Source organism: Olivibacter sitiensis DSM 17696, assembly GCF_000427965.1.
In the GTDB taxonomy this organism is placed as follows: domain Bacteria; phylum Bacteroidota; class Bacteroidia; order Sphingobacteriales; family Sphingobacteriaceae; genus Olivibacter; species Olivibacter sitiensis.
Genome location: NZ_ATZA01000010.1, coordinates 84,356 through 101,074, shown reverse-complemented (window position 1 = coordinate 101,074; position 16,719 = coordinate 84,356). Strand labels below are relative to the sequence as shown.

Here is a 16,719-nt window from a genome sequence, read left to right as displayed (position 1 = left end):
GTAAAAAGCAGAATTTACTTGTTTCCGTTTTTCACTTTCTCAACAAACACTTTCGCCGGTTTGAAACTTGGCACATAGTGTTCAGGGATGATAATAGCGGTATTCTTGGAAATATTCCGCGCTGTTTTCTTTGCCCTCTTTTTCACAACAAAACTCCCAAAGCCTCTTACGTAAACGTTTTCTCCGCCTACCATGGCTCCCTTTACTACTTTAAAGAATGCCTCGACTGTCTCTTGCACATCCACTTTCTCTAAACCTGTTTTGTTAGAAATCTCTGCGATAATTTCTGCTTTAGTCATATTGTTATTTACTTATTTATTATTAACTAAGTCTCCCCGAATCAGCCGATTTGGGGATGCAAAAGTATTGCTTTTAAATGATTTACAAAAATAAATTACATACTTTTTATGCAAAACACCATGTCGCTCGAAATACCTTTCTTCCAATCATAGAACAAAAGGGGCTTGTACCTATCTATAAACGCAATAATTCGCTTTTCCGCATATTCTTATCCAATTCTAATTTTTTTATTGACTTTTGTACCATGTCATTTGCTTCCGAAATAATTGCTTGGTACTGCCGTAACAAGAGAACGCTACCTTGGCGCGATACCAGCAATCCGTACATCATCTGGCTATCAGAAATAATCCTTCAACAAACGCGCGTAGAGCAAGGTTTGCCTTATTTTCAACGCTTCTTGGAAAATTACCCAACCGTCGCCGACTTTGCCGATGCTTCTGAAGCATCCATACTTCGGTTATGGCAAGGCCTCGGTTATTATAGCCGTGCACGCAATATGCATAGGGCTGCCAAAGATGTTATGGAAAAGCACCAGGGAATCTTTCCCATAGACTATGATAGCTTGATCAGGCTGAAGGGGATAGGTGAATATACTGCCGCAGCTATTTCCTCCTTCAGTTCGAATGAGGCAAGAGCCGTTGTTGACGGCAATGTATTCCGTGTACTTGCGCGCTATTTTGGTATTTCCGTGCCAATAAATAGCTCCGAAGGCAAAAAGATATTTTATCAAGTTGCCAATGAATTAATAGACAAAGACCAAGCGGGTCTGTACAACCAGGCAATCATGGAGTTTGGTGCATTGCAATGCGCCCCCAGCCGACCCAACTGCGCCATCTGCCCATTACAGCTGGATTGCTACGCACGAAAAAACGATGCCGTAGGTTTACTTCCTAAAAAGACAAAAAAAAAGAAAAGCCGCGACCGGTATTTCAATTACCTTGTCATAACCGACCAAGAGCGTATTTTGATGAACAAGCGCGGCCCTAAGGACATCTGGGAAAATCTTTATGAGTTTCCACTGCTGGAAACCGATGCTCCTACCGACGTGCAAAAACTCCTCACTGATCCCTCGTTTTTGGAGCTAATGGAGGGACCGGTACAACTTACAGAGCTAAGCCGACCAAAGAAGCACATACTGAGCCATCAAAACATATATGCCGTCTTTTATAAGCTTGACTCTCCAATCAATCACAAGAAAAATTCTTCGTGGAATTATGTAATTAAAAAAGATTTAGATACTTTAGCTAAACCTAAATTAATTTTCACGTTCTTGAAAGATTATTTCAATAAACTGTAGAGGTAAAGAGAAAGGGGTTATCTGATAATTTTAGGGTACAAGCGAAAAAGAGATCGGTCAATTTTATACTTAAAAATTATGTCAGGCATCAACAAAGTAATACTCGTAGGCCATTTAGGCAAAGATCCAGAAGTACGTTATCTAGAAGGGAATGTATCGGTAGCAAGTTTTCCTTTGGCTACATCAGAAACCTACAACAAGGATGGAAAGCGAATGGAGCAGACAGAGTGGCACAATATCGTCATGTGGCGAGGATTGGCTGATGTGGCTGCCAAGTACCTACAGAAAGGCAAACTAGTATATATCGAAGGAAAGCTCCGAACACGTTCGTATGAGGACAAGGAAGGCATAAGGCGATATGCTACCGAGATCGTGGCGGAAAATTTCACGATGCTCGGAAGAAAAAGCGATTTCGAGCCCCAAAGCAATACCGGCAGCCAAGCCAGCAAAACCGCGAGCGATTTACCCGCTGTCGATTTCAATGAAAACAAAGAAGACGACTTGCCCTTCTAAATTGCGCAACTATAGAAAAAAATATACAACAAGGTGATTTTGGAGACATTTTAAACAAATTTTTTCAAAATGTCTCCAAGCTTTATGTCATCGGCTATTTAAGGCGAAGTTGCAATTCATCCAACTGTTCTTGCGCTATCTTGCTAGGAGAATCGATCATCACGTCGCGACCACTGTTATTCTTTGGAAATGCAATGACGTCACGAATAGTATCCAGCCCAGCAAATATGGAAACCAAGCGGTCGAAGCCGAAAGCCAAGCCACCGTGTGGAGGAGCGCCGTAGGTGAAGGCATCCAATAGAAAGCCGAACTGCCTTTGTGCTTCTTCTTCACTGAAACCCAGATGCTTGAACATGAGGCTTTGCAGCTCCCTTTGGAAAATACGGATGGAGCCGCCGCCTACTTCCGTACCATTGATAACCATATCGTAGGCATTGGCTCTTACCTTGCCAGGTTTGCTATCCAGCAAAGGAATATCCTCTGGCTTGGGAGAAGTAAAAGGGTGATGCATGGCATGGTACCGAGCTGTTTCTTCATCCCACTCCAATAGGGGAAAATCCACTACCCATAATGCCGAAAACTTATTTTTATCGCGCAATCCCAACTGATTGCCCATTTCCAAGCGGAGTTCACTGAGTTGTTTTTGGACTTTTTCTTCCACGCCAGCCATCAACAGTATGAGGTCTCCCGGCTGTGCGCCAAAGGCGTTGGCCCAAGCCGCCAGCTGATCTGGCCCATAGAACTTATCTACCGACGATTTCAGGCTGCCATCTTCATTATAGCGAAGATATATGAGCCCAGTGGCCCCTATTTGTGGACGCTTCACAAAGTCGGTTAACGCGTCTAGCTGCTTGCGTGTATAGGAAGCACAACCTGGCGCATTGATCCCTATGACCAGTTCGGCATTGTCGAACACTGGAAAACCCTGTCCCTTTACCAGGTCGTTCAGCTCTACAAAGGACATCCCAAAGCGTGTATCGGGTTTATCTGAGCCGTACAGCCGCATAGCGTCGGCATAGCTCATACGCGGTAAAGAAGGCAGATCCAGGTCCTTTATTTCTTTAAAGAGGTAACGAATCAATCCTTCAAACACTTCTAAGACATCCTCTTGTTCCACAAAGGCCATTTCGCAGTCTATCTGTGTAAACTCGGGTTGGCGATCGGCGCGAAGGTCTTCATCCCGAAAGCATTTGACAATTTGGAAATAGCGGTCAAAGCCAGAGACCATCAGCAACTGCTTGAATGTCTGCGGAGACTGAGGAAGTGCATAAAACTCACCGGGGTTCATCCTACTGGGCACCACGAAATCACGCGCACCTTCCGGAGTAGACTTAATCAACACGGGCGTTTCTACCTCAAGGAAACCCTTTTCGTCGAGATAACGGCGCACTGCCTGCGCCATCTTGTGCCGCAAAACCAGGTTGTTGCGAACCGGATTACGACGTAGGTCGAGGTAGCGATAGCGCATGCGCAGGTCATCTCCTCCGTCCGTTTCGTCCTCTATCAAAAATGGGGGGAGCTTGGCCGTGTTGAGCACTTCCAAACGGGACACTTTAATTTCTATTTCACCAGTAGGAATTTTCAGGTTTTTGCTGGCCCGTTCAATGACCTTACCACTCACCTTTATGACAAATTCGCGCCCTAGATTACGTGCTTGCGCCCGCAAATCAGCGTCATCATCTGTATCAAAAGCCAATTGTGTGATGCCGTATCTATCGCGAATATCCACGAAAGTCATGGCCCCAAGATCGCGTGTTTTCTGTACCCAACCGCAAAGCGTCACGTCCAGCCCTACGGAGGTAATGTTGAGCTCGCCGCATGTATGTGTTCTGTGCATTTCCTTATTTTAATTGCCTGCAAACTTAGGCAAAATGGTTGATTAGTTAAATAGTCATTGGTTGATCGGTCATTGAGCACCGATAAACTAATCCACCAATAAACTAACCGGCAAGCACGTCAGTTTTAATAGCAGTAGCCAATCTTCTTACCGAAGCAGCAATACCCTTGCTGTCATAGCCACACTCTTCCCACAACTGTTTCTGCTCACCGTGGTGCACGAATCTATCGGGAATGCCTAAGCGTGTTACATGGGCATTGTAACCATGATCTGCCATAAATTCAAGGACGGCAGACCCCATTCCCCCATGCACCGCTCCATCTTCTACGGTTATTATTTTTTTAAACTGCCTGAAAACCTGGTGCAATAATTCCTCGTCTAGAGGTTTCACAAAACGAAGGTCGTAATGCGCGGGAAAAATGCCCTCCTCATTCAGCAACAGGTTTGCCTTTACTACTTCGTTGCCGATAGCTCCTATGCTCAATATGGCCACCTCTTCTCCGTCGGTCACCTTTCTCCCTTTACCCACCTCGATCCGCTGGAAAGGCCTACGCCAGTCGGGCATTACTCCTTGTCCTCTTGGATAGCGGATAGCAAAAGGCCCCATGTCCGGCAGCTGCGCCGTGTACATCAGGTTACGAAGTTCTTCTTCATTCATGGGTGCAGATACCACCATATTGGGAATGCAGCGCATATATGCCAAATCGTAGGCGCCATGGTGCGTGGCCCCGTCGGCCCCAGCAATCCCCGCTCTATCTAAGCAAAAAACAACGTTCAACTTCTGCAGCGCCACATCATGTATCACCTGATCGTAGGCACGTTGCATAAAGCTGGAATAGATATTGCAAAATGGAACCATTCCCTGGGTAGCAAGGCCTGCGGAGAATGTCACAGCATGTTGCTCGGCAATGCCCACGTCGAAGGCCCTCTTGGGCATGGCCTTCATCATGATATTGAGGGACGAGCCCGAAGGCATTGCCGGGGTGATCCCCATTATCTTATCATTTTTTTCGGCCAGCTCCACTATGGTATGTCCAAAAACATCTTGGAATTTTGGTGCTACAGGGCGGTCGCTCAATGATTTTTTTATCTCTCCCGTTATCTTATCGAATAGTCCCGGCGCATGCCATGTGGTTTGGTCTTTCTCCGCCAAGGCAAAGCCTTTTCCTTTCACGGTGATGCAATGGAGCAATTTCGGACCTGGAATGTGCTTCAGCTCCTGTATCACCCTCACCAGCCTCGGCAAGTCATGCCCATCGACTGGGCCAAAATAGCGAAAATTGAGCGTCTCAAAGAAGTTGCTGTTCTTCAGCAGTGTACCTTTAAGGCTTTTTTCCAGTTTCTTGACATATTTGAAAGCATTGGGACCAAACTCAGAAAGCTTGGCCAAAGCCTTGCCTACATCATCCCGAAACCGGTTATAGGATTTGGAAATAGTAATATTTGTCAAATACTCTTTCAGCGCGCCCACATTGGGATCTATGGCCATGCAGTTGTCATTGAGTACAACCAGCACGTTGGAGTTGGCAATACCAGCATGATTGAGCGCCTCGAAGGCCATCCCCGCCGTCATAGAGCCATCGCCTATGACCGCAACGTGCTGTCTATCGTGCTCGCCCTTATAATGAGATGCTACCGCCATGCCTAAAGCGGCGGAAATGGACGTAGAGGAGTGCCCCACACCAAAAGTGTCGTACTCGCTTTCGCTACGCTTTGGGAAACCACTGATGCCGCCATACAATCTGTTGGTATGAAAAGCATCCCTTCGCCCCGTCAGGATCTTATGCCCATAAGCTTGATGCCCCACATCCCAGACCAACTGGTCGTAAGGTGTATTCATCACGTAGTGAAGCGCTATGGTAAGCTCTACAACGCCTAAGCTTGCAGCAAAATGCCCTCCATGAACAGAAACGACATCAATAATGAACTGGCGCAATTCCTTGGCCAATTTCACAAGGTCCGACTCGCTTAGTTTCCTTAAATCGGCAGGGCTATTGATGTTTCTTAGTAGTTGTCCTGGTTCAAAATTCATTTCATCAAGGTAAGAAATCTACGGCAAAAGTAAGGAATAATTTAACAATTGCACTTTTCTATTGCTAACATATTCGGTTTTGCTATCATCCTGTTTATTAAGCTTGGCAACAGTCTATCCTGTTTTTTGTTTGTCATGAATACCGCCAAAAACATTAACTTTGTGCTGATACCATGCAACAACCGGGATTCGAAATAAAGTTACCTCAATTTGAAGGTCCCTTTGACCTGCTACTCTTCTTCATCGAAAGGGATGAGCTGAATATCCACGACATATCCATTTCCAAGATTACGGACGACTTTCTGGATTATATCCAGCAAATGAGCGAGTTGAACATGGAAGTTGCCAGTGAATTCATATTCGTTGCGGCAACCCTCATGCGCATCAAGGCAAAAATGCTCTTGCCCAGACCCGAGCTCGATGAGCAGGGAAATGAGGTAGACCTTAGGGAAAACCTTATCCAAAAACTGATCGAGTACAAGAAATTCAAGGAGGTATGTGAAGAACTGCGCATTTTGGAAGAACGTCGCTTTCAAATGGAAAAAAGGGGAAATATTGATGCCAACAACAGGATGGTGGCACAAGAAGCGGAACCTGGCGATGAATTAGCCTCTTTTGATCTATATCGGCTTATGGTGGTCTATGAGCGGCTGATTCGCAACTATGAAGCTAGAAGCAACGACGTGAAACATACGGTAGTGAAATATCCCTACACCATTGAGGAGCAAAAGGCAAAAATAGCTACGTTGTTACAGATCAATACCAAGCTCGATTTTGCCCTCCTAAAGCGCCATTCGGAAAACAAGGTGCATTTTGTGTACAATTTTCTGGCTATACTGGAAATGCTCCAACAACAATTGATAGACCTGCAAATAGGCAGTGGATTCAATCAATTTTGGGTGAAAACAAAATAGCGTCAAAGCGTTCGGTGATCTCGTCCAATACTTCGTGTACATCGGAAGGTCTTTCCAAGCTCACCAATTTCATGCGGTATTCCTTGAAATTTGGTATCCCTTTAAAGTAATTGGCATAATGCCGCCTCATCTCGAAAATGCCCGTACGTTCGCCCTTCCATTCGATGGATTTCTGGAAATGTGTCCTGCAGACTTCTACCCGCTCGGCAATAGTAGGGCCATCCAGGCGTTCGCCTGTCTGGAAAAAGTGCTTGATTTCCCTAAAGACCCACGGGTAGCCAATGGCCGCCCTGCCTATCATGATTCCATCTACCTCATACTCCATGCGCCAGGCGGCCGCTTTTTCCACACTGTCCACGTCGCCATTGCCAAATATGGGGATCTGTATATGCGGATTGCGTTTCACATCGCGAATCATGGACCAGTCGGCTTGCCCTTTGTACATCTGCGATCGGGTGCGGCCGTGGATGCTCAATGCCTGTATACCTACGTCCTGGAGGCGCTCGGCTACCTCGTATACGTTTTTGGTATTGTCATCCCAGCCGAGACGCGTTTTTACCGTGACGGGAAGGTGCGTAGCCTCCACCACGGCCTTGGTCATTTTGGTCATTTTCTCAATGTCCTGCAATAAGCTGGCTCCGGCACCACGGCATGCTACATTTTTCACGGGGCATCCGTAATTGATATCTATCAGGTCTGGGCCAGCCTGCGAGGCAATTTCCGTAGCCTCCCGCATAGTGTCGATATCGCTGCCAAAAATCTGTATCCCTATGGGACGTTCATACTCGAATATATCCAGCTTTTGCCTGCTCTTGGCGGCATCTCGTATGAGCCCTTCCGAAGATACAAACTCGGTGTACATCATATCCACACCGTTCTGCTTGCACACAAACCGAAAAGGTGGGTCGCTCACATCTTCCATGGGCGCCAAGAGAAGAGGGAAATCTCCCAAATCAATATTTTTTCCTATTTTAACCGACATTCCTTATCTTCAACCCCAAATAATTTTGCAAAGATAAAAAATTGAGCTCATATACACGTAAATACCCCGAAAACCACCCGCTTGTCTCCTTACTACAACTTTTGGCACTAACGGCCCTTAGCCTGATAGTGTTTTCGGTTATCGGCCTGGCTATCATTTTCTTTCTCTACGGATTGGATGCCATGAAGTTAAATATGGTTCAACCTACGGAAAGGGATGTGGAAGTTTTCCGCATTTTGCAAATCACGCAATCGATAGGCCTATTCGTATTGCCTCCGCTACTGCTCCGTTATTTGGAAAGGAAATCTACGTTTTATTTTGACTTGCATGCCCCAAGATACGCCTCGTTATGGCTTTATGCCTCTGCCATGATGCTCATTGCCATACCTACTTGGGATCTCCTTGGCAGATGGAACGCCGGCATTGCACTTCCCGAAAGTTTAAAATCCGTAGAGGTATGGATGCAGGAAAAGGAAGAACAAGCAAAGATACTGACGGAGGCCTTTCTGCAAACAAAAACCTGGAGCGGCCTTATTGGCAACATCTTCATGATTGCCGTGCTGGCGGCCGTGGGCGAAGAGTTTTTTTTTCGTGGCATTTTACAAAACGCACTTGTCAGGTGGTTTAAAAACCCACACGTAGCGATCTGGGTTACGGCCATCATTTTTAGCGCCATACACCTTCAGTTCTATGGGTTTCTGCCACGTATGTTTCTAGGGGCATTATTGGGTTATCTGTATTGGTGGAGCAATTGCATCTGGTTGCCCATTCTTGCTCACTTTGTAAACAATGGCTATGCCGTTATAGCTTCATTTGTCTTGATAAAACAGGGGAAAAACCTGGATGCAGTGGATTATGGCGAGCAAACGCCTTATTATATATATATATTCAGCGTATTGGCCTTGGGCTATTTCCTCTATCGCTTCTACCAATACGCTCTTCTGGAACGGCAATTAGAACAAGACAATACTGATGGAAAAAGACTGGATTAAACTATTTACGGGAACTGACTTTTTCAAGGCAGAAATCGCGCGGCAAGCTTTGGAAGAAGCGGGAATTCACGCGGTATTGTTGAACAAGAAAGACTCGTCCTACGGCTTTGGCCAAGTAGAGCTATGGGTTCATGAAAGCAACAAAGCATTTGCCGAAGAGGTTTTAAATGAAATGGAGGAAGGAAATGAAAACTAGGGCAATTACGGGCTTGTTCTTCGTATTGATCATGCTCGCCTCCGTATTGTTAGGAGGCTTTACCTACAGCATTTTCTTTCTACTACTGTCTGCAGCGAGTGTATTCGAATTTTATAAGCTCATAAAAACCGACACCTCGCTGAAGCCGCTTTCATTCATGGGTATCTTGTTCTCTGTGGTTCTTTTTGCTGCCATCATCGCCTACCAACAATTTGGGTATTCCCTCATTCTGTTGCTATTGGCGGTTCCTTTTCTGATGCTTATTTACCTGTGCGAGCTATATCGCAAAAGCGAGAACCCCTTCCACAACATTGCCCATACGCTTATGGGGGTGATCTATGCGCTACTTCCCTTTGCTTTTTTCTATTCATTGGCATACTTGGAGGGCATATATAATGCGCATTACCCATTGGCCTTCCTCATCATGCTGTGGTGCAACGATACAGGTGCCTATCTAGTGGGTAGAAGCTTTGGAAAGCGAAAGCTCTTTGAACGCCATTCTCCCAAGAAGACTTGGGAAGGTTTTTTCGGCGGCGTGCTCATCAGTTTAGTCTCTGCAGCAATCATCTCATTTTATTTCCATGAACTATCTCTGATAGAATGGGGATGTATGGCGCTGATAATTTCGGTATTTGGCACATTGGGCGACCTTACGGAGTCCATGCTGAAAAGAAGTTTCGGGGTAAAGGATTCGGGCAATATCTTACCTGGGCATGGTGGTTTGCTCGATCGCTTCGATGGCCTCTTGATGGCCGCTCCACTCGTTTACACATTTCTATATATTGTTATCGTATTTTCCTGGAAATAAAAAAGGGGCATCAGTCGATGCCCCTAACAAAATTCAAAGGTTAATATTCGAAGACAATCTTAATAGCTCATTACCTCTATATTCAGAGGCATATTGGTATCACCGCTTATTCCCACCAATATAATGCTATAGTACTTTCCATTTGCCAAGGTTACACCTTCCCTTCTAGCGATCGTTTCGCCAGCGGCATTACTCACCTGCAAGACATAATTTCCGCCCATGGTTGCTTCAAAAGCCTCATTGGCCGTGGTGCTTTCCTGAGTTTCCGTAGGCCTGTTAACAAATGAAGGACTATCCTCATCACCTATGGTCAACGAAACGGCCCCTGTACCTGCGGCCAAATTGAAGAAACGAACCGCGCTAGCATTTTCGCCCAGTTCCTCTATCGTGACGTCTTTGGTCATAACCAGCTTTGGGCTATCCTCCACGCCATAAGCGTAAGCGGTATAATAAACACCTTGTTGCAGGGTTACCGTGGTATCTACCAATGAATTGTTCGAATTGGTATAAAAAATCAGATTGCGATTGCCGCTGTAAGCATTTACATATGCCGCATTTTTGTAGACCAAAGGATTATAGACATCCCTTACCACGTTCTGGCCCAAACGGACGGCAAGTCCGGAAGAGCCCGTATAGGCATTATACAAATACAATCCAGCTACGGGATATTCCGTTACACCATCATTATCTTTCAAACACCCGCTTAACACTAGGCTGCCCAGTGCCAGGCCACATATCATTTTTAGTATCTTACTTTTCATATTATCTTATATTCCAAAAAGCACTTTCACCATATACATTGACTCTTCACCAAGCTTCCTACTAGCAGCAAAAAACAATGCTGTGCATGATGGCTTTTTAACATAAGACGAACTTTGAGATGGATTAGCTACAATTAATTTAAAATTTTGCAATATATACCTGCTTGTCACTTAACCCATACAAAAAGAGAGGCCTGCGATAAACACAGGCCTCTCCTTACTCATGCTGTATAAACGATACGAGATCTATTTCAAAACATACTTGAACCCTATGCTAAATCGCGCCGCTTCAAAATTGGAATTATTGGACAAATTCCACCAAGGCTTCCAGTCGAAATGAAACCCTATTGGGGCCGTAGGAATCTTGTATTCCAAACCCAATGCTGGACGAATGGCAAAATACGTTTCATTGCCAAAGTCGCCCAGGTCAATAAAGCTCAGCTGTGGGCCGACTCCCACGTACCAATTGAGTCCTTCCGCACCAGTTACCGGCTGATTGTAAGAGTAGTCTGCACCAAGCACGATATGGTTGTCCGCAAACAATAGCTGCACATTTCCAGCATCTTTCGCATTGAAAAAATGTTTTACTTGAGGCCCTACCAATGTTTGCCCATCGCCTAAGTCGATACCAAGTCCAAGAGCGGTGCGGTACTGCGCCTTCAACTCCCCAGCGCCTAAAACAAGCATTAGCAATGCTAATAAAGATAAAATTGGTCTTTTCATATACGTTTTATATTAGTTAAACAATATGCCTAGGACATGCTCAAAGGCAAATCCAAGCGCCCTCTTGCAGCAAAATTCCTGCCAAAAAAGCAAAGAAGATTTCCAACATATATCCCTAACAAACAATGCCTTACAACTTATCATTTATCCCCTTGCCACCTAGTCCCCGCTTTATAATACAATTCGGCAAGGGTTTTATTATAGTTCGTTATCAGGCCTTCCCGTTTCATTCTCATATCAATCAACTTACTTTCCCTATTGTTGATGATGAACAACGTGCTTTCTCCAAGCTCAAACTTCTGCTGTTCACCATTGAGCAACACCTGCTGGTTATTGATGCTTAGCACTTGTAGTTGCAACTGATTGCTGTACGCCGTAAGGTCGTTGTACTTGGTGGTGATATCGTTGTTTATGCTGCGCCCGGTGATGAGCTGATCGTACTGCAGCTCTTCCTGCCGAAGTCTCACCTCCTTCAGCTTGCCGCGTTCTGCGCGTAGGAACAGTGGAAAGGCAAATTCAAAGCCTAGCTTGTGGTTATTCCAATTGAAATCGTATGGATATGGCATAGACTCGTTCAAGTTCCTGCGACTGGAGATGAGCGTTCCGGCTACATTCAGCTTTGGCTTCAGCAGTTCCTTGCGGTATTTTTCCTCGATGTCCAGTTGCTGTCTCTTACTTTCCAATTTCAACAGTTCGGGATGTTGTTCTTGTGCCTGGTCCAGCAGGCTGCTGAGCATCGTCGGATCGGGCTGCAACAGTGCAGTATCAACGGTTGCCGGTATGGCATAGTCAGGCAATTCCAAGGGTTGCTGATTTTCGTCCCATAAGTGGTTGGACAGTACCAATCGGCTGTTTTTGAGATCGACTGTGTATTTAGCCAGCTCGATTTTGCGTTCCTGCACCGTAATAGCGGCTTCTACCGAATCGATGGCAGGTGCATCTCCCAAAACCGTCTGCATGCTGATGGCATTAAACCTCGTTTCAGCCAGTTTCACGCCTTCCTGTAGAAGCTCATATTGGCGGTAGGCATAGTACCAGTCCCAATAGTCTTTCACTGCGGCAAACCAAATGGCATTGATCTGCTTTACCTGTTCCGCCTCGGCATATCCTAGCATTGCCTTTGCCTGCCACAGCGTACTACGACGATTATCGATAATGAAGCCCTGACCTAAGGGGATGCTGACACCTACTCCCGACAGTCCCGACGTGGAAGTCGCGGTCTGAGGATTGGTGCGTGCCCCCACATTTCTATCGTAGGCCACCTTTAGGTCTGCCCCTGCCAACCATATGGGTATCTTCAGCTCGCTGTTCCAATCATTGTAGTAATTCGTGTTTCCGAAGTATTTATTGCTGAAAGCGGCCTTCAATGCCGGGTCAAAATTTCCCCGTGCCTGCGCCACCTGGGCTCGTGCGGCCTCACTCAATAGTTTTGCCTGCTTTACCACAGGGTGATGGGCCATCAGCAGTTCCTCAAGGTCGCCAAGAGTAAACTCCTTCAATTCGAAATCCCCTTTGTTTTCCTGTGCCTTGTTCATTGCCGGCAAGGCACATAAGGCTATCAGCAGAATGATCATTTTTCTTATTGCCATAAGTCGCTAACCTCCTTCATCTGTTTTCGGTTCCCTTTCCAAGCTGGGCGGAAAGCCATTAAGCTGCCGCCATATCTCGTACCAAACGGGTACAGCATCGAGAATAACCCGACCAAATACGCCGGAGCCCAGGCGCAATTTTTCGGGCCAAGGTTCGTCCTTATCCGGAACCGGATCGGTTGGACGTACCAGCAAGCGGTACTTACCATTGGGGCTACTCACCCTATCTATGACGGTCACCGTACCCGAGAAAGTGCCCACGGCAACTGCCGGCCAGCCAGAAAACTGCACCGATGGCCAGCCTTCAAACTGAAGACGTGCTTCACTTTCATTGATGATCAATGGCACGTCTATGGCATCGACATACAGCTCGGCCGCCATCAAGGGTGTCTTAGGCTGTAAGGTGGCGATCGACTCTCCTTCCTTGATATTTTCCCCAATACCTGCTTTCAGTGTTTTGACGACATACCCATTTTGGGGAGCCCGAACCACATACAGGCCCCGGCGCACGTCAAAATTGGCTATCTCGTTCCGTAGCTTCGCGATATCTCCTTGTGCAGATGCCTTGCTGGATAAGGCCGAGCTCATGTCTGACTGTGCCTTGGCGAGAGACTCGTTATATTTCGCCCGAATATTATCGAGATCAATAATCGCATTCGTCAATGCCTGCCGAGAATTGATCAGCTTGTTTTGTGCGCTCACTACTTTTGCCTGATCGTTCTGCAGGTTGAGGCGACGCGTTTCAATGTCTGTAAGCGAAAAAAGACCATTTTTATACCCTTGCTCATAGCGCTCCACACGTGCTTTGCTTGTTTCGAAAAAACTTTCTATGGCCACCAAGTCGGCACTATCTATCTTTACCAAGTTGCGGGACTGTGCCACCTTGTTTTGTGCGGCCTCCAGCTGGTAGCGCAAGCCGCTCGTTAGCGCATCTATTTGTGCCTTCGTAGCATTCATTTTCTGATCGGCGGCTTCTTCACTGCTTACTTTTGCGGAAAGCTGTTCATTTAGGCGGAGCTGCAAGTCGGGGTCGAAGTACGATTGCATGGTCTCCGAAATGACCAAGATGGTATCTCCCTTTTTCACTTCTGCTCCCTCCTTGACGGCCCAGCGCTCAATACGCCCACCAATTTGGTTCTGAACGGTTTGCGGACGATCTTCTGGCCGAAGTGCCGTCACCGTTCCCCTACCGGGAATGGTCTGCCGCCAAGGCAAAAACAGGATAATGACAAATATCAGAATCGCGACCATTAAAATGCGGCCAAGCAAAAAAGGCCCCTTGTTTTTCAGGAGTTGCGAGCGCCCCGAGCTCGACAGTTCTTCCCATTTCGGGAGTTTCGGAGCTAAGTGTGCTTTATTTCCCATGACGCGTGCCCTCCTCTTCCAGCTCTAGATCAGTAATAACGGCAAGTTTGACCGTTCCAGTCAGCATATCGAAGATGGTATTCAGGTTGGTCAACAGCTTCTCTATGGCATAACCTATCTGAACAATCACTACCTCGGCAGCCACAAACTGGCCAAAGGTCATTTCCCTTTCTATCACAAAATAAGACCCCAAGAGCAACATGGCACCGAAAAGCAGGGTGCGTATCAACACCGATCCCGCAAAGAATCGTTTCAGAATAGAAAAATGTTCATTTCTGGCTCTCAGGTACTTGCTCGTAATATGATCCGTGTCTACGACGACTTTTTTCATCAGTTCTTCATTTCCACGGTAGGTATCGATATCCGCGGCCACTTCTTCCAGGTAGGCCACCGTCTCGTATTTATGCTCCGACTCCTCAATACTGGTAAGCAGGCCACGCTTGTAGTAGACCACCAATATAAGGGTCACGATGATGATGATTACCAGGCCGAATGTCATAAATACAGGATGGTAAAAGGACAGTAACACCACACTGAAGAAAACAGTGACAATAGCCGCAATGATATCGATCAAAAGTTTGATGATGCCTTTTTGGATAACGACCACATCAAAAAAACGATTTACCAGTTCGACGAGGTTTTCGCCTTCCAGTTCGGAGCGTTTAATGCGGGGAAGGCGGTAAGCAAACTCCAAGGAAGTTTTCAGGAAGATCTTTTGCTCCAGGTACTCCACCAAGCTGAGCTGGCCAATGAGCAGACTACCGCCAATAACCACCCCAGCAATGACTACTATAATAAGAATATAGGTAGACCCATACATGGCTCCGTTGCTGAGCAGGTTAAATACAGCCGTTATGCCCACCGGGATGCTGAGACTAAAAATGCCAATTACAATGGCGTATAAGAAAATATAGTTTATGGTTCTGCGCTCTGGATGCAATAAGGCTATAAGCCTTTGCAAGGGCGTAGGACCTCCATGTTCTTTCATCATAAGAAGATTAGATTAAATAAAATATTTTGCAGACGAAGTTTTCGCTGCCGAAACTAAAGGAGAGAATTAGGCCATTTGGTCTGGAGGGGGTGATGGTACGGAGCCGAAATGATCCATCTGATAAGAGCAATCGTGCAATTGGCTAGTTGCTCTTAGGTCGCTTCCGGTCATCCACTCCGCCTGGCTTTCGCCGGTGACAAGGTAATCCAAGCTCTTAAATGGTTTTTCGGATTCTTTTTTTTCTTCTTTTTCCGAATCCGCACATACTTTGAAGCTCAGCAGGTATTTGCTAGGCTTAAGGGTAACGACGGACCCGCCCGTTTTGAGGGAAAAAATGCTTATCAGTAATAAGCAAAGAAACCTGTAAACCAAAACATGCCTGAATATCTGCATCATGATGCAAAGATAATTTCCAAAACGACACGAAGATGTCACCCAAATGTTAATTCTGAATAAAAAGATAGCTATTTTTTTAAAATAGACCCAAAAGAAATCGAATAACCATACCGTATCAACGCTCAATTCTTATCCTTGCGCTCTTTCCTTCCCGGCCTTCACGCCAAAGCTTTTACTTTCTTTGCAAATGCGAAAGTAAAGTAAAGTAAAAAAGGCTCTTGCGGCTGGGGGGAAAGGAGACAGTTGCGTGTACGGCCTCCCCCTCCTAATGCTCAATGCCACCGCGCCCCCCAAAGGGGGTAGTGTAGCGTGCTATCCTTGCTGCTATGAATGTTTTACCTTTCAGAAAGACTTTCAAGCGTCGCACGATGGTCTAATCTCATGTCTCACATCTAATACATAGTGCGCTCTTTGCCCATATTAGTTCGGTAGGTGTTCGGTAAAAGGCCGTTTTTGGGGCTTTTTCCCGAACTATAGCGGGATAGCCCCTGAATGGAGATGGAATGGAGACCGAATGGAGATCGGCTTTGGGGCATTATATGGATGGAAGATAAACGGACATGTCAATAATGGCCGATTTCAATTGACGGCATATACAAACTTGCAAAGATCGGGGAACTATAAAAACAGGATGTCAATTCAATGTACGCTTACCTTACTGCTTGTCTGGCCCATTCTTGATCCCTTAAACTTACCATTAAGGTGAAAATATCCACCATTGGCAGTACTGACTGCAATTATAATGTCTGCCGAATAGAATATCCTTTCATATTTTCGCGAGATAGTGACCTCGTTTATTTTGCCATCGTACCTGTCGGTGATATTCGGCCTTTGGCTCGAACGGAAAGTCTCGCCAAACGGGAACTCCTTGATGATAAGCGAATCTCTGGTAGTGTTGAAAAGGAGATAGTCCCATATCGTCGTATCTAATAGATTCAATACGACGATATGGGACTATCTCCTTTCTCCGTCTTGCTTTCTTTTTATGCTGGACACCGTTGAGCCTATCCTTTTTCCGTATCG

Annotated in this window: 17 protein-coding genes; 6 read left to right on the top strand and 11 right to left on the bottom strand. The window is 46.0% G+C overall.

Annotated features, from left to right (window positions below; genetic code table 11):
* Positions 1-14: 14 nt before the first annotated feature.
* Positions 15-299 carry an HU family DNA-binding protein gene (locus tag A37S_RS0107545; RefSeq protein ID WP_028296468.1) on the bottom strand — a complete coding sequence of 95 codons (285 nt, stop codon included), beginning with the start codon at positions 297-299 and terminating at the stop codon, positions 15-17.
* Positions 300-544: 245 nt separating this feature from the next.
* Between A37S_RS0107545 and mutY the strand changes: the two genes are divergently transcribed.
* Positions 545-1,597, top strand: coding sequence for an A/G-specific adenine glycosylase (gene mutY / locus A37S_RS0107540; protein WP_028296467.1), 1,053 nt, complete (start codon positions 545-547; stop codon positions 1,595-1,597).
* A 78-nt stretch (positions 1,598-1,675) separates the two neighbouring features.
* Positions 1,676-2,110 (top strand): single-stranded DNA-binding protein, encoded by a 435-nt coding sequence (locus tag A37S_RS0107535; protein ID WP_028296466.1) that lies wholly within the window; start codon positions 1,676-1,678, stop codon positions 2,108-2,110.
* 94 nt (positions 2,111-2,204) lie between these two features.
* Here A37S_RS0107535 and aspS read toward each other — a convergent pair whose 3' ends face one another.
* Together aspS and dxs are read right to left on the bottom strand one after the other, a co-directional pair.
* The gene (gene aspS / locus A37S_RS0107530) at positions 2,205-3,947 is read right to left on the bottom strand and encodes an aspartate--tRNA ligase (RefSeq protein WP_028296465.1); all 1,743 of its coding nucleotides are present in this window, start codon (positions 3,945-3,947) and stop codon (positions 2,205-2,207) included.
* 103 nt (positions 3,948-4,050) lie between these two features.
* A complete protein-coding gene (gene dxs, locus A37S_RS0107525) occupies positions 4,051-5,979 on the bottom strand; it encodes a 1-deoxy-D-xylulose-5-phosphate synthase (RefSeq protein WP_028296464.1) in 1,929 nt (642 codons plus the stop codon).
* A gap of 173 nt (positions 5,980-6,152) precedes the next feature.
* Between dxs and A37S_RS0107520 the strand changes: the two genes are divergently transcribed.
* Positions 6,153-6,893 (top strand): segregation and condensation protein A, encoded by a 741-nt coding sequence (locus A37S_RS0107520; protein ID WP_028296463.1) that lies wholly within the window; start codon positions 6,153-6,155, stop codon positions 6,891-6,893.
* On the opposite strand, the gene dusB is transcribed toward A37S_RS0107520, so the two are convergent.
* Positions 6,865-7,875 carry a tRNA dihydrouridine synthase DusB gene (gene dusB / locus A37S_RS0107515; RefSeq protein ID WP_028296462.1) on the bottom strand — a complete coding sequence of 337 codons (1,011 nt, stop codon included), beginning with the start codon at positions 7,873-7,875 and terminating at the stop codon, positions 6,865-6,867. The two genes, A37S_RS0107520 and dusB, sit on opposite strands and share 29 nt — an antisense overlap.
* 41 nt (positions 7,876-7,916) lie before the next feature.
* Between dusB and A37S_RS26155 the strand changes: the two genes are divergently transcribed.
* The 3 genes from A37S_RS26155 to A37S_RS0107500 are packed head-to-tail and all read left to right on the top strand — an operon-like array spanning position 7,917 to position 9,871.
* Positions 7,917-8,867 carry a CPBP family intramembrane glutamic endopeptidase gene (locus tag A37S_RS26155; protein ID WP_051292807.1) on the top strand — a complete coding sequence of 317 codons (951 nt, stop codon included), beginning with the start codon at positions 7,917-7,919 and terminating at the stop codon, positions 8,865-8,867.
* Positions 8,848-9,063: a putative signal transducing protein gene (locus A37S_RS0107505; RefSeq protein WP_028296461.1), complete on the top strand. Its 216-nt coding sequence runs from the start codon at positions 8,848-8,850 to the stop codon at positions 9,061-9,063. Before A37S_RS26155 ends, A37S_RS0107505 begins: the two co-directional genes overlap by 20 nt.
* Complete coding sequence (locus A37S_RS0107500) at positions 9,053-9,871, top strand: phosphatidate cytidylyltransferase (protein WP_028296460.1); 819 nt, start codon at positions 9,053-9,055, stop codon at positions 9,869-9,871. The genes A37S_RS0107505 and A37S_RS0107500 overlap by 11 nt, the downstream gene beginning before the upstream one ends.
* Before the next feature lie 59 nt (positions 9,872-9,930).
* Here A37S_RS0107500 and A37S_RS0107495 read toward each other — a convergent pair whose 3' ends face one another.
* From A37S_RS0107495 to A37S_RS27050, 7 genes are all read right to left on the bottom strand, one after another.
* Positions 9,931-10,632 (bottom strand): DUF4397 domain-containing protein, encoded by a 702-nt coding sequence (locus tag A37S_RS0107495; protein WP_084163790.1) that lies wholly within the window; start codon positions 10,630-10,632, stop codon positions 9,931-9,933.
* 246 nt (positions 10,633-10,878) lie between these two features.
* Entirely contained in the window at positions 10,879-11,355 is a 477-nt protein-coding gene (locus A37S_RS0107490) for a hypothetical protein (RefSeq protein ID WP_028296458.1), read from the bottom strand.
* A gap of 140 nt (positions 11,356-11,495) precedes the next feature.
* The gene (locus A37S_RS0107480) at positions 11,496-12,944 is read right to left on the bottom strand and encodes a TolC family protein (RefSeq protein WP_028296457.1); all 1,449 of its coding nucleotides are present in this window, start codon (positions 12,942-12,944) and stop codon (positions 11,496-11,498) included.
* 6 nt (positions 12,945-12,950) lie between these two features.
* Complete coding sequence (locus A37S_RS0107475; RefSeq protein ID WP_028296456.1) at positions 12,951-14,309, bottom strand: HlyD family secretion protein; 1,359 nt, start codon at positions 14,307-14,309, stop codon at positions 12,951-12,953.
* Positions 14,299-15,300, bottom strand: a complete 1,002-nt coding sequence (locus A37S_RS0107470; protein ID WP_028296455.1) for an ABC transporter transmembrane domain-containing protein — start codon at positions 15,298-15,300, stop codon at positions 14,299-14,301. Before A37S_RS0107470 ends, A37S_RS0107475 begins: the two co-directional genes overlap by 11 nt.
* Before the next feature lie 66 nt (positions 15,301-15,366).
* Positions 15,367-15,696: a hypothetical protein gene (locus A37S_RS0107465; RefSeq protein WP_028296454.1), complete on the bottom strand. Its 330-nt coding sequence runs from the start codon at positions 15,694-15,696 to the stop codon at positions 15,367-15,369.
* A 639-nt stretch (positions 15,697-16,335) separates the two neighbouring features.
* On the bottom strand, positions 16,336-16,635 hold the full coding sequence (locus A37S_RS27050; protein WP_157278496.1) for a hypothetical protein: 300 nt from the start codon (positions 16,633-16,635) through the stop codon (positions 16,336-16,338).
* Between the last annotated feature and the right edge of the window lie 84 nt (positions 16,636-16,719).